Origin of the sequence: Tepidicaulis marinus, assembly GCF_000739695.1 — a bacterium.
Taxonomy (GTDB): domain Bacteria; phylum Pseudomonadota; class Alphaproteobacteria; order Parvibaculales; family Parvibaculaceae; genus Tepidicaulis; species Tepidicaulis marinus.
In genome coordinates this window covers 234,750-247,308 of record NZ_BBIO01000001.1, presented here as the reverse complement: position 1 = coordinate 247,308, position 12,559 = coordinate 234,750, and the positions used below count along the sequence as shown (strand labels likewise).

Genomic DNA, 12,559 nt, shown 5'->3' with positions numbered 1-12,559 from the left:
CGTGCCCAGCCAACCGGTCCTGCGGACCGCGGACCAAAATGACACGGACGCTATCCGGACGCTAACGCGCGCCGCTTACGCCAAATGGTTGCCCATCAGCGGGCGCGAGCCTTTACCTATGCAGGCCGATTACAGCGCCGCACTAAAAAAGCACCGCATCGATCTTCTCTATGTCGGCCCGGACCTTGCCGGATTGATCGAAATGAATTTGCAAGAACCGGTTGCACTGATTGAAAACGTCGCCGTTCATCCGGATTTTCAAGGACAAGGATTAGGCCGGTTCCTGCTTGCCCATGGCGAGGTAATTGCCGCAGCTCACGGCAGCGCCCGCATCCGGCTCTTCACGAACAAGCTCTTTACCGACAACCTGCGCCTCTACCAGAAAACCGGTTACACGGTCGACGGTGAGGAAGAGATGAACGGCGCAATCGCCGTTCACATGAGCAAGACCCTCACGCGCTGAGCCTTCTTACCGCTAAAAAAGCCAGCGGAAGGCACGCTCCAGAAAGGCGCGGGCGCCGGTGCGCACGGGCGCGCCATGGGCCATCAGCACCTGGGAGGCGGGCCAGGCGAGCACCCGGCGGAGCGCCTCGCGCGCGGCGCGGCGGCGGATGAAGGCGCGGCGGAATTTGCGCGGCACATGGGGCTCATCGCCCGTCATCAGATCGAGCTTTGCGATCAGCGCCCGCCAACCGGAAAACCCGCCGGGCGGGAAATGCTGCAAGAGGTCGGTGAAAATCACCGTGCCGCTTTTTTCGTGAAAGAACACCGCTTCATCGGTAATGAGATTACCGGTGACGAGCACCTGGTCGATTTCCCCTTCCCAGGCCGCAGGCGGCGCATCTTCCAGGATGCCGTCAAAGGTAAGGTCTTTGCGTTTTGCGGCAAGGCGCGCGGGCCCCCAGATTTCGGCCTCCGGAAAGGCGCTCTGCCATTCTGCAAGATAAAGATGGTGCAGCGAATTGGGCGCCACGAGAAAACGCACCGTGCCCAAGGCCGCCACGGCCTCCCGCAAACCTTCGTCCAGCGCAACGGGCGACCAGATGAAGAGCCCGCCGCTGCCCAAACGGATCACCGCCATGCGGAGAGGATAATGGAAACCGGCAACCTCAACTTCCGGCCCTTCCGCCGTCCATATCTCTTCCCCGATCGGCGCGAGCATCCCCATCCCTTTCTTTGCAAAGCGCGCTGTGCACCTGCGCGGCAAGCCTGTCCATATACTTACATATGAAAGCGCGGCGAGGTACTGATATGAAAAGCGCTATACGCAATGGGGCGCAATGGGGATGAGAAAGAATGAGCGAGAAAGACCGGCGGTTCTGGGATAAAGCCGCACGCAAATATGCCGCTTCCGCCATTGCCGATGAGGAAGCCTTTGCCAGAACGCTTGCCCGTGTGCGCGAACTGACGCCGCCGGGCGCGCGGGTGTTGGAACTTGGCTGCGGCACGGGCACGGCGGCGCTGCGTCTGGCGGATGCCGCCGAGAGCTATCTCGGCACCGATATTTCCGGGGAAATGATCGCCATCGCCAAAGAAAGGCTGGCAGATGCCGAGGACCGCGATCTTACCTTGCGCCTCCGCTTTCGCGCAGCCACCGCCGAAATGCTCGCCGAGGAACCGGACTGCTATGACATTGTTCTGGGGTTCAATTACATTCATCTGGCAGGCGATTTGCCGGCGGCCCTTGCCCATATCCGCGCGCTGCTTGCGCCGGGCGGGCTCTTCATCTCCAAAACGCCCTGCATCGGCGAGATTAATCCGCTCATCCGTCTTGCCATTCCGGTGATGCAGCTTTTCGGCAAAGCGCCCTCCGTTACCTCGCTCACCGCCGCCTCGCTCGAGGATGCGATCCGCACCGCCGGATTCAGCATCGAGGAAACGGCCTATCACAGCGCAAAGAAGAAAGATTGGCGGCCCTTTATCGTCGCCCGCGCGCCGCAATAAGAGAGCGGCTTTAACGCCAGGCATCTTCGATATGGCGGGGCAGGGTGCGCGGGGAAATCAGCACCGCATCGAAGCGGATATGCTTTTCCCAATGCTCCTTATGCTGAGCGATAAAGGCTTCCGCCGCCCTTGCGATGCGGGCCTGCTGGCGCGGCTGGATCGCCTCGCCCGCCGCCGCCTTGTCCTCCCGGCGCTTGACCTCGACAAAGACAAGAAGCTTGCCCCGCGCCATAACAAGATCGGCCTCGCCGACCCCGCGCCGGTAATTGCGCGCAAGCAGGCGGTAGCCTTTTGCCCGCAGCCACCAAAGAGCAAGCGTTTCGGCGCGCGCGCCCCTGCGCTGCGCTTCCTGGCGCTGCATCTTGCGGCGGGCCTCGCTCATTCCCGCCCGCTTTCTTTCAGCTCCAGCGCGCGGCGGTAAACCTCCTTGCGCGGCAGGCCGGTCATTTCGGTGACTTCCTTCACCGCTTCTTTCAGCGATAGCTCGTCCATGGCCGTGGCAAGCAACGTGTCGAGATCGCCCGCCTCGGGGCCCGCTTTTTCCGGCGGGCCCACCACCAGCACGACCTCGCCCTTGGGCGCGCCCGCTTCTTCATAATGGGCGGCAAGTTCGGCAAGGCCCGCGCGGCGCACTTCTTCGAATTTCTTGGTGAGTTCGCGCGTCACCGCCGCCTCGCGCGGCCCGAGCACACCCGCCATATCCTTCAGGCAGGCGGCAAGGCGGCGCGGGCTTTCGAGAAAGATCAGCGTGGCGGGAATGGTTTTCAGCTCTTCAAGCGCCGCGCGCCGTGCGGCTTCTTTGGGCGGCAGAAAGCCGGAGAAGAAAAACCGGTCGGAGGGCAGGCCGGAAAGGACAAGCCCCGCCAGCACCGACGACGCGCCGGGCAGGCAAGTGACCATGCGCCCTTCTTCCTGCACCGCGCGCACGAGCTTATAGCCCGGATCTGAAATGAGCGGCATCCCGGCATCGGAGACCAGCGCCAGTGCCTCGCCCCGCGCCAGGCGGGCAAGAATGCGCGGGCGCATCTCGGCGGCATTATGCTCGTGATAAGGCAGGAGCTGCACTTTCAGCCCGTGAATCTGCATCAGCCCGCCGGTGACGCGCGTATCCTCACACAGCACCGCATCGGCTTTCGCGAGCACATCGAGCGCGCGTAAGGATATGTCGCCCGCATTGCCGATCGGCGTCGCGGTGACATAAAGGCCGGGGGCAAGGGCCCTTCGCGGCGCCGGCGCCTGTTTCTTATCCGTCACGGACCATCCTTGCCTGGAAGAAATCCAGTTTTCGTCATCATGGCGCCAAAGTGCCCGGCAATAGAGAAAAGCGCAATCACCGGCGCACGTGCACCGGGCAGGTTCTGGACGTAAAACGGGTCCACCTTCACAGGAAAATGCGCTAGGCTGCGCGCCAAGGTTAGGTTCAAGCGCCCGCCGCCAAGGCCGGGCGCCAGGTAATTCGGGCGGTTCTTAAGATGATGGTTTCCCGGGCAGTTTCCGCCCTTCTTTCCGCGGCACGCAGCAGCTCTCTTCTTCTTTCTCTTGGCCTTGCCGGTACGGGGCTCGCCCTTTCCGGCTGCGGGCAGACACCGAAAGACGTGCAAGTGACGCCGCCGCCCGGCGAGCGGCCCATTGCCGTTACCCCGCCGCCCGCCGATCTGCCGAAACTCGACACGGGCTCTTTCCTCACCCCGCCCCATATGGAAGGGCGCGAGCCGGTGCGCGTCGCTCTGCTTTTGCCGCTCGGCGCTTCACAAAGCAATGTGCGCGCGGTGGCCGAAGCGCTGGCAAATGCCGGCCAAATGGCGCTTTTTGAAAACGGCAATGCCGATATTCTGCTGATGCCGAAGGACACGCGCGGCACGGAGGCAGGCGCGGCCGCCGCCGCCGAAGAAGCGCTGCGCGAGGGAGCGGAAATCATTCTCGGGCCCCTCTTTGCCCATTCTGTGAGCGCGGTTGCCCCGCTCGCCGAGGCGCGCGGCGTGCCCGTCATCGCCTTTTCCACGGATAGCAATGTAGCGGGCGGTAACACCTATCTTCTCTCTTTCCTGCCCGAAGACAGCGTGACCCGCGTCATCGATTATGCGGGCCTGCAATCATACGAAACCTTCGCCGCCTTCCTGCCGCAAACGGCTTATGGCGAGCGGGTGCGCGCCGCCTTCCTGCAGGCGCTCTCGGCCCGCGCGCTGCAGATCGACCGGGTGGAGACCTATCCCGCCGATGCCCAGGCCATGTTCGATCCGGCCCGCCGCCTTGCCCGCTATGACGAGCGGCGCGCGGCGCTTCGAGCGGAAAAAGCCCGGCTTGAGGAGGCAGGCGATACCGCCGCTCTTAAACGCCTTGAAGGACGGGACACGATCGGCGATGTGCCCTTCGATGCAGTGCTGCTGGCCGCGGGCGGTACGGAGCTGAAATCCGCCGCGCCGCTTCTTCCCTATTTCGATATCGACCCGCGCAAAGTGAAGTTTCTCGGCACCGGGCTTTGGGACGATCCTGCAACGCGGCTCGAGCCTGCGGTGCAGGGGGGCTGGTACGCCGCCCCGCCGCGCGCCGCGCGCGATGCCTTTTCGGCCCGTTACCGCTCTTATTTCGGGGAAACGCCGCCGCTCATCGCCTCGCTTTCTTACGATGCGGTGAGCCTGACCTCGGCGCTCGCACGCGCGCCGGGCAAAGATGATTTCACTCGCGAGGCGCTTCTTATCGAAGACGGCTTTGCCGGGGTGGACGGGATTTTCCGCTTTCTGCCCGACGGCACGAATGAGCGCGGCCTTGCGGTCTTCGAGGTGCAGTCTTCCGGGCCCGTGCTGATCGACCCTGCGCCCGCCAGCTTCCGCCCCCGCGCCTTCTAAGAGACGGGCGGCAAGCCTCAAACGAGCAATTCGCCGAGCAGCTTGTCGAGCACCATGCGCCCGCGCGCCGTGGCATAAAGCTGGCCGCCGCGCCGGGTGATGAGCCCGTCTTTTTCAAGCAGCAAGAGGCGTTTTTCTTCGATAATCCGTCCGCTGAGCTTTTCATAACGGGCCAGCGGCACGCCTTCGGAAAGTCTGAGCCCCATCATCATCATTTCATCGCCCTGTTCGGCAGGTGCGATTTCTTCCATGCGCGTCAGGCCATGGCCCGCGCGCATTACTTCTGCCTGCCAGCGGGAGGGCAGGCGCTCGGTTTCCGTCGCGATTTTTTTGCCCTCAACGCTGAGCCGCCCATGCGCGCCGGGCCCCGCGCCTGCATAATCGCCGTAGCGCCAGTAAACGAGATTGTGCCGGCACTCAGCGCCGGGCTTTGCGTGGTTGGAGACTTCATATGCCCCGAATCCCGCCTTCGCACACACCTCTTGCGTGACTTCATAAAGCGTTGCCGCATCGTCCGCGCTGGGGGGCAGGAGCGATCCGGCTTTAAAAAGTTTTTCGAAAGCCGTGCCGGGCTCGATGGTGAGCTGATAAAGCGAGAGATGATCGGCGGCATAAGAGATGGCTTCTTCAAGCTCGCGCCGCCAGGCGGCGGGCGTTTGCGCGGGCCTTGCATAGATGAGATCGAAGGAGACGCGCTCGAAGACATCGCGCGCGAGTTTGACCGCCTGAAGCGCCTCGCCCACCGAATGAAGCCGTCCGAGAAAGCGCAGATCATCGTCGCTCAGCGCCTGCACGCCGAGCGAGATGCGGTTCACGCCGCCGCTCTTATAGCCTTTCAGATAGGCCGTCTCGACGCTGGTCGGATTGGCCTCCATGGAAATTTCCGTGCCCTGGGGCACATGCCAGAGCCCGGCCACCGCATCGATGAGCCGGGTCACCGCCTGCGGCGTCATGAGCGACGGTGTGCCGCCGCCGAAGAAAAGCGAGGTGAGCGTGCGCGGGCCGGAAAGTTCGCGGAAATATGTCAGCTCACGGATGATGGCATCGACATAGGCGTCTTCCGGCACGTCCCGCATCACGTGGCTGTTGAAGTCGCAATAAGGACATTTCGACAGGCAGAAGGGCCAATGGATATAGACCCCGAAACCGCCTTCGGTTTCGGCGGGAGAAGAGGCGGCGCGGGCGCTATCGTCCAGCGGCAAAGCAGGCATCCGTCAATTGCTTGAAAGCATCGGCCCGGTGCGACATGGCGTGTTTGCGCGCCGGGTCCATTTCCCCGAAGGTAATCTCATGGCCTTCCGGCTGAAAGACCGGATCGTAGCCGAAGCCTTTTTCCCCGCGCGGCGGCCAGACGAGCTGGCCATCGACCCGGCCTTCGAAATACTCCACATGCCCGTCCGGCCAGGCAAGCGCCAGCCCGCAGACGAAATGCGCGCTGCGGTCGCTCGCGCCCTTTTCGGCCAGCGCGCGCTCGACCTTTTCCATGGCAAGGCGGAAGTCTTTTTCCGGCCCCGCCCAGCGAGCCGAATAAATACCGGGATCGCCGCCCAGCGCATGGACGGCGAGGCCGCTATCGTCGGCCAGCGCCGGCAGGCCGGAAGCCTCAGCGGCGGCGCGGGCTTTCAGCTCGGCATTTTCGCGGAACGTGGCGCCCGTTTCTTCCGGCTCCGGCAGGCCGAGAGCGCCCGCCGATACCGTTTCGATACCGAAAGGAGAGAGCAATTCCCCAATCTCCCGCACCTTGCCCTGGTTATGGCTTGCCACGACAAGCTTCGGTTCGGTGAAAAGACGCGCGCTCATAGTTGCTCCTTTAAAGGGTCCGCTCCTTGAGGCGGGGCCGCTTACTTAAGCCCCGCAGCCTCATTCTGCAGGCGCACGAGATCGGCGATGGAGTCTTTAGCAAGGCCCATCAGCGCGGAAAGCTCGTCCTGCGAAAAAGGCTCGCCTTCCGCCGTGCCTTGGATTTCCACGATGCCGCCCGTGCCGGTCATGACGAAATTCGCATCCGTATCGGCGGTGGAATCTTCGGCATAATCCAGATCGCACACGGGCGTGCCTTCATAAATGCCGCAGGAAATCGCCGCCACATTGTCCTTGATCGGCGAGGCGGTGAGCATCCCGCGCTCCATCATCCAGGCAACGCATTGCTGCAGCGCCACCCAGCCGCCGGTCACGGAAGCCGTGCGCGTGCCGCCATCGGCCTGAATGACATCGCAGTCCACCGTGATCTGCCGCTCGCCCAGCGCCTTCATATCCACCACCGCGCGCAAGGAGCGCCCGATCAGGCGCTGAATTTCCTGGGTGCGGCCCGACTGCTTGCCCGCCGAAGCTTCCCGGCGCATACGTTCATTGGTGGAGCGGGGCAGCATGCCGTATTCCGCCGTCACCCAGCCCTTGCCCTGGCCTTTCAGCCAAGGGGGCGTGCGCTCTTCAAGGCTTGCGGTGCATAGAACATGCGTGTCGCCGAAGCGCACGAAACAAGAGCCTTCAGCTTTTTTCGCATAGCCCGGCTCGAGGATAACGGGGCGCATTTCGTTGGGGGCACGGCCGGACGGACGCATGGCATCTCCTGCTTTCAAGATGTGACACTTTAAGGGGCGCACAAGACCGGGCGCGGGCTTATGTGTCAAGCAGGAGCGCGCGCATAAGGGCAGGGCAATTGACGCGGCCCCATGGGCTGCCTAGATTTTTACCCGGCAGATCAAGGCATTCCGCCGTTTCCGGGGGCCGTTTTGAAGGAAGCCCATTTCACGATGGTGGCCATCAGGGACATAAACGACCGCTCCCGCGAGATTTTCCGCGGGATCGTGGAAACCTATCTGGAGACGGGCGAGCCCGTGGGCTCGCGCTATCTCTCGCGCCATCTCGGTGTCGATCTTTCCGCCGCCTCGATCCGCAATGTCATGTCGGACCTGGAATCCCTCGGCCTGCTCTTTTCCCCGCATACCAGCGCCGGGCGCATCCCCACCGATGCGGGGCTGCGCATGTTCGTCGACGGGCTCTTGCAGGTCGGCGTTCTCTCCGAGGACGAGCAAAGCCAGATCGAAACCCAGATCACCCAGTCCAACAAAGGCGCGGGCAGCGTGGAAGAAGCGCTCAGGGAAGCCTCCATGCTGCTTTCGGGCCTCTCGCGCTGCGCGGGGCTCGTGCTTGCGCCCAAAACCGAATCCCGCCTCAAGCACGTCGAATTCGTGCCCATGGATGCGCGCCGCGCGCTGGTCGTCATGGTCACCGAGGACGGCTCGGTGGAAAACCGCGTCATCGACCTGCCCCAAGGCTTGCCGCCTTCCGCGCTGCAGGAGGCGACGAATTTCCTCAATGCCAAACTGCGCGGCCTTTCCGTCGCCGATGCGCGCCGCCGCCTGCAAGCGGAGATCGAGCAGACCCGGCGGGAGATTTCGGAACTGACAAGCCGCATCGTCGAAGAAGGTTTTGCCACCTGGTCGGGCGCGGGCGCGGGCGCGCCTGCATCGGGGCCCGACGCGCTGCTTTCCCGCTCGCTCATCGTCACCGGCCAGTCGCGCCTTCTCGACGATGTCACCGCCATGGAGGATCTGGAACGCGTGCGCCTCCTCTTCGAGGAACTGGAAAACAAGACCGATGTCGTTCAGCTTCTCGGCCTTGCAGAGGAAGCGGAAGGGGTGAAACTTTTCATCGGCTCGGAAACGAAACTCTTCGGTCTTTCCGGCTCCTCCGTCGTCGTCAAACCGTTCCGCGACCAGGACCGGCAGATCGTCGGGGTGATCGGCGTCATCGGCCCGACGCGGCTCAATTACGCGCGCATCATTCCCATGGTCGATTATACGGCCGGCGTCGTCAGCCGCCTGCTCAGCCGCGGGCCCTTAAGCTGAACGGCGCGGGGCAAGCTGCAGGGTCCATACCTTGACACGGGCCCTGAGGAAGCGCATCTCTTGCCCGTCTTTAGCCAGACACGTTTCGAACCGTTAAGAACAGGACGTTTTAAAGCCCATGAGTGAGGAAAAACCGGCCAAGACCCCGTCTGACGACACGCCGCAGGAAAATGGCGAAGGCGCGCCGGATGCCGGTGCCCGGATGGGCGCGGAGGCGGCAGCCGCCGTCAATGAAGACCCCTCCATTCTGGAAGGCGAAGAGGGCGGCAAAGACGCGGACGCGCTCGAGGCCGAGCTTGCCGAAACCAAGGACCGGCTTTTGCGCCTTGCCGCCGAGCTTGAAAACACGCGCCGCCGCGCCGAGCGCGAGAAGCAGGATGCGGCCCGCTACGGGGCGGCCAGCTTTGCCCGCGACGTCCTTTCCGTTGCCGACAATCTGCGCCGCGCTATCGATGCAGTGCCCGAAGAAGAGCGCGCCAATGCCAGCGCCATCATCGAGGGCGTGGAGATGACGGAACGCGCGCTGCACACGACCTTCGAGCGCCATGGCATCAAACCCATCGCGCCGCAGCCCGGCGACAAATTCGACGCCAATTTCCATGAAGCCATGTTCGAGATCCCGAATACCGGCCTGCCCAGCGGCGCCATCGTTCAGGTGGTGGAGACCGGCTATATGATCGGCGACCGGCTCTTGCGCGCTGCCCGCGTTGGCCTTGCCAAGGGCGAGGCAGGCGGCAATGGCGGCGGCGCCGGCGGCAAGGTCGACACCACGGTCTAAGCCGGGATTTCCCGGTCCGGCGTCATCAAGCTGACATAGTAGAAAGCTAGTAAGGGACCCCGCGAGTGACCCTTGGTCACTATCCTTTATCCTGCGCGAGGTCTCTATGGAACACACCGCCCCCGCCCGCCCGCTTTTCGAGGAACGCGAGAGCGCCATTCTTGCCGCCGCGCGGGAGCTTTTTCAGCGCGAGGACTGGGAGCTCGTGACGATCGACGAGATCGCGGCGAAAGCGCAGATCGGCAAGGGCACGGTCTATAAACATGTCGCCAGCAAGGACGAGCTTTATGCGCGCCTTGCCATGGAGATCGACCGGCGTCTTCTGGCGCGGATTGAGGCGATCGACGATGCAGCCCCGCCGCTCGACCAGCTGGCCGCTTATACCGCCGCTTTCTGGCAATTGGCCGACCTGCCTCCCGAAGAGCGCAACCTGATGCAATATTGCGGGCGGGTCAGTTTCCGCCGGCGCCTGCCCGTGCCGATGCGGGCCGATTGGGGCATGATCGAGCAGCAATTGCGCGACCGGCTCCTGGCGATTTTGCGCGCCGGGGTCAATGCCGAGCTGATCGAGCCCCGCCCCGACGACCTGCTGCTTTTCGGGGTGCAGTCCGCGCTGCACGGCGCGGTGCGCCTTGCCTGGCGCTCCGGCTCGGGAACGGGCCGGCCGGAACGGACGGCGGAGCTGACCCGGTTCATTTTGATGGGGATCCTGACAAAACAGGGCCGCAAGCAGCTGAAAAAAGGCCTCGCGCTTTCCCCCTGACGCGCCCTGCACGCAACCTTCCTCCCGCCTTGCCGCACAATTGCACACGCGCCTGCGCGCGGATGGGCAAAGCCATGGCTTGAATTCGCGCGCCTCAGCCCGAAGAATGATCCGGACCCGGCACGTGCTAGCGAAATTCACGCCGGGCGAGGGGATGAGGAGGACCTTTCATGCAGGATATGACCGAGCTTTATCTGGCTGCGGCGCTTTTCATGGGGCTGCATCTGGTAATTTCCGGCACGGTGCTGCGCCGGATCATTACCGATATGATCGGCGAGAAAGCCTATATGGCGCTCTTCTCGCTGGCTTCGATCGGCGCCATTGTCTGGCTGGCCATGAGCTACAATGATGCGGTGGTCAGTACTGAGAACACCGTTTACTGGCAAGCGCCGGTCTGGCTTGCCCATTCAGGCGCGCTGATCCTGCTGGTGGCTTTTCTTATCGGCGTGCCCGGCCTTTTGACGCCGAACCCCACATCCGTCGGCGGGGAAGCGGCGGCGGAAAAAGACGACGCCGTGCAAGGCATGGTGCGCATCACCCGCCATCCTTTTCTCTGGAGCGTCATCATCTGGGCGGCGTTTCATTTGGGGGCAAATGGCGACCGCGCCTCGCAGGCGCTGTTCGGCACGTTTCTCACCGTCGCGCTGGTGGGCACCTTTTCCATCGACCGCAAAAGGGCCAAGAAAATGGGCGAGAGCTGGCGCAAGTTCGCCAGGCAAACCTCGAACCTGCCGTTTGTGGCGATTCTCAGCGGGCGCACAAAACTCGCGCTGGGCGAAATCGGCTGGTGGCGGCCTTTGGCGGCCGTGGTGCTTTGGGCGGCAGTGCTGATGACCCATGAAATGGTCTTTGGCGTCTCGCCCTTCCTGCGCTAAGCCGGGGGCGGCGTTCGGGCCAGCTTAAAGATAGACGATCATGTTCTGCGGCGGGGCCTCGCGCGGCTCCGCCGGAACGCTCGCCAAGGGCGAATCCGTGCGCTCGCCCAGCCTGCGCGGCAGGCGAATCTGGAATGTGGAGCCCCGGCCCGGCTGGCTTTCCACATCGATCGTGCCGCCCAGCCCTTCAACCAGCGATTTGACGATGGCAAGGCCGAGGCCGGTGCCGCCCGCATCACTGCCTTGCCGCGCGACACGGTAGAAAGGCGTGAAGACACGGCGGCGCGCATCCTCGCTCAGCCCGCAGCCCGTATCGGTCACGGTGAGGGTGAGCATGTCGGACCCCTCTTCATTCAGACGCACATCGACATAGCCCCGGTCGGTGAACTTGATGGCGTTGGACACGAGGTTCGTGACGATCTGGCGCAGCGCCTGGGTGTCCGTGGTCAGTGGAATGGACGGGCCGGGTTCGAACTGCACCGAGATATCCGGTTTCGCCTCGGCAAGCGGCGCGATGAGGCGCAGGCTTTCGGAGACGACCTCGCGGGCATCGGCCTGTTCCAGCTTCAGATTGATTTCACCCGCTTCCATCCGCGAGAAGTCGAGGATCTGATTGATCAGCCCAAGCAGGTGCCGGCCGGAACGGCGGATATCGCCGGCATATTCGCCGTAGCGCCCATCCGAATGGGCGCCATAGGTTTCCCGCTCGATCACCTCGGCAAAACCCAAAATGGCATTGAGCGGGGTTCTGAGCTCATGGCTGATATTGGCAACGAAACGGTCGCGCATCCGCATCGCCGCTTCCGCCGAGCTGCGCGCTTCTTCGGCATCGCGCCGCGCCCGGTCGGCCTGCTGGGCATAGCGGATCATCTCTTCGGAGGCATGCTGCCAGACTTTGGCGCGCTGGCGGTCGGCAAGCTGCTCCTGGCGGAAAACCGAAAGCACATAGAGGACGGCAATGGCCGCCGCCTGGCTGCCCATGATGCTTACGAAGGTGACGGTCTGCGGATCGGTGAGAATGTTCGCGCCGGAATAGACGAGAAAGAAAACCGAGACGGCGCAAAGCGAGGCGAAGCCGCTCCAGCACATGATCTGCGCGCGTTTGACCGGCTGCGTTGCCACCGCGATCAGATAGGCGATGACCGCCCAGGCGGCGAAATGAATACCATAATCGGTTCCCAGTCCCTGGCTGAGGGAATTGAGAAAGCCCGCGCCGATATAGGCCATGATCCCCCAATAGAGCCAGAAAATGACCCGGGGAATGTGCTGGTGGCGCGCCGGATTGACGGTGAAATAGAAGATCGTCGGCGCCACGAAGACCGCAAAAAGCGGCACGGCGATATATTCGAACAGGCCCGCGCGGCCCGTCATGGCAACGAAGACAGATTGATGGATAACGGAGATCAGCGCAGCCGCCGCCACGATGTTCAGCATCTTCGCGAAGAATGGCGGGACCTGACGGGTCATGTCGGGAATCCCCTCGGCCATGGGCGATTCCTGCA

14 protein-coding genes are annotated in these 12,559 nt (G+C 63.4%); 7 read left to right on the top strand and 7 right to left on the bottom strand.

Annotated features, from left to right (window positions below; translation table 11 throughout):
- Nucleotide 1: 1 nt before the first annotated feature.
- On the top strand, nucleotides 2–463 hold the full coding sequence (locus M2A_RS01350; RefSeq protein ID WP_045441933.1) for a GNAT family N-acetyltransferase: 462 nt from the start codon (nucleotides 2–4) through the stop codon (nucleotides 461–463).
- A gap of 12 nt (nucleotides 464–475) precedes the next feature.
- Here M2A_RS01350 and M2A_RS01345 read toward each other — a convergent pair whose 3' ends face one another.
- A complete protein-coding gene (locus M2A_RS01345) occupies nucleotides 476–1,162 on the bottom strand; it encodes a DUF4336 domain-containing protein (protein WP_045441931.1) in 687 nt (228 codons plus the stop codon).
- Nucleotides 1,163–1,296: 134 nt separating this feature from the next.
- On the opposite strand from M2A_RS01345, the gene M2A_RS01340 reads away from it, so the two are divergent.
- On the top strand, nucleotides 1,297–1,944 hold the full coding sequence (locus M2A_RS01340; RefSeq protein WP_045441928.1) for a class I SAM-dependent methyltransferase: 648 nt from the start codon (nucleotides 1,297–1,299) through the stop codon (nucleotides 1,942–1,944).
- A gap of 10 nt (nucleotides 1,945–1,954) precedes the next feature.
- Here M2A_RS01340 and M2A_RS01335 read toward each other — a convergent pair whose 3' ends face one another.
- Both M2A_RS01335 and rsmI read right to left on the bottom strand, forming a co-directional pair.
- Entirely contained in the window at nucleotides 1,955–2,326 is a 372-nt protein-coding gene (locus M2A_RS01335; RefSeq protein ID WP_045441925.1) for a YraN family protein, read from the bottom strand.
- Nucleotides 2,323–3,198, bottom strand: a complete 876-nt coding sequence (rsmI, locus tag M2A_RS01330) for a 16S rRNA (cytidine(1402)-2'-O)-methyltransferase (RefSeq protein WP_045441922.1) — start codon at nucleotides 3,196–3,198, stop codon at nucleotides 2,323–2,325. The genes M2A_RS01335 and rsmI overlap by 4 nt, the downstream gene beginning before the upstream one ends.
- A gap of 218 nt (nucleotides 3,199–3,416) precedes the next feature.
- On the opposite strand from rsmI, the gene M2A_RS01325 reads away from it, so the two are divergent.
- Entirely contained in the window at nucleotides 3,417–4,790 is a 1,374-nt protein-coding gene (locus tag M2A_RS01325; RefSeq protein ID WP_081875289.1) for a penicillin-binding protein activator, read from the top strand.
- Between the two features lie 17 nt (nucleotides 4,791–4,807).
- Here the strand turns inward: M2A_RS01325 and hemW are convergent, their stop codons facing one another.
- From hemW to rph, 3 genes are read right to left on the bottom strand one after another with little or no spacing between them, the layout of a single operon-like run.
- Nucleotides 4,808–6,001 carry a radical SAM family heme chaperone HemW gene (hemW, locus tag M2A_RS01320; RefSeq protein ID WP_045441919.1) on the bottom strand — a complete coding sequence of 398 codons (1,194 nt, stop codon included), beginning with the start codon at nucleotides 5,999–6,001 and terminating at the stop codon, nucleotides 4,808–4,810.
- Nucleotides 5,976–6,590, bottom strand: a complete 615-nt coding sequence (gene rdgB, locus M2A_RS01315; RefSeq protein WP_045441917.1) for an RdgB/HAM1 family non-canonical purine NTP pyrophosphatase — start codon at nucleotides 6,588–6,590, stop codon at nucleotides 5,976–5,978. The genes hemW and rdgB overlap by 26 nt, the downstream gene beginning before the upstream one ends.
- Nucleotides 6,591–6,631: 41 nt before the next feature.
- Nucleotides 6,632–7,351, bottom strand: a complete 720-nt coding sequence (gene rph, locus M2A_RS01310) for a ribonuclease PH (RefSeq protein WP_045441914.1) — start codon at nucleotides 7,349–7,351, stop codon at nucleotides 6,632–6,634.
- 192 nt (nucleotides 7,352–7,543) lie between these two features.
- On the opposite strand from rph, the gene hrcA reads away from it, so the two are divergent.
- The 4 genes from hrcA (at nucleotide 7,544) to M2A_RS01290 (ending at nucleotide 11,057) form a co-directional block, all read left to right on the top strand.
- Nucleotides 7,544–8,641 carry a heat-inducible transcriptional repressor HrcA gene (hrcA, locus tag M2A_RS01305; protein ID WP_045442327.1) on the top strand — a complete coding sequence of 366 codons (1,098 nt, stop codon included), beginning with the start codon at nucleotides 7,544–7,546 and terminating at the stop codon, nucleotides 8,639–8,641.
- 118 nt (nucleotides 8,642–8,759) lie between these two features.
- Nucleotides 8,760–9,419: a nucleotide exchange factor GrpE gene (grpE, locus tag M2A_RS01300; protein WP_081875288.1), complete on the top strand. Its 660-nt coding sequence runs from the start codon at nucleotides 8,760–8,762 to the stop codon at nucleotides 9,417–9,419.
- A gap of 106 nt (nucleotides 9,420–9,525) precedes the next feature.
- On the top strand, nucleotides 9,526–10,182 hold the full coding sequence (locus tag M2A_RS17045; RefSeq protein WP_052379110.1) for a TetR/AcrR family transcriptional regulator: 657 nt from the start codon (nucleotides 9,526–9,528) through the stop codon (nucleotides 10,180–10,182).
- Nucleotides 10,183–10,352: 170 nt separating this feature from the next.
- Nucleotides 10,353–11,057 (top strand): NnrU family protein, encoded by a 705-nt coding sequence (locus M2A_RS01290; RefSeq protein ID WP_244444351.1) that lies wholly within the window; start codon nucleotides 10,353–10,355, stop codon nucleotides 11,055–11,057.
- A 24-nt stretch (nucleotides 11,058–11,081) separates the two neighbouring features.
- Here M2A_RS01290 and M2A_RS17040 read toward each other — a convergent pair whose 3' ends face one another.
- On the bottom strand, nucleotides 11,082–12,545 hold the full coding sequence (locus M2A_RS17040; protein ID WP_197052803.1) for a sensor histidine kinase: 1,464 nt from the start codon (nucleotides 12,543–12,545) through the stop codon (nucleotides 11,082–11,084).
- Nucleotides 12,546–12,559: the final 14 nt, after the last annotated feature.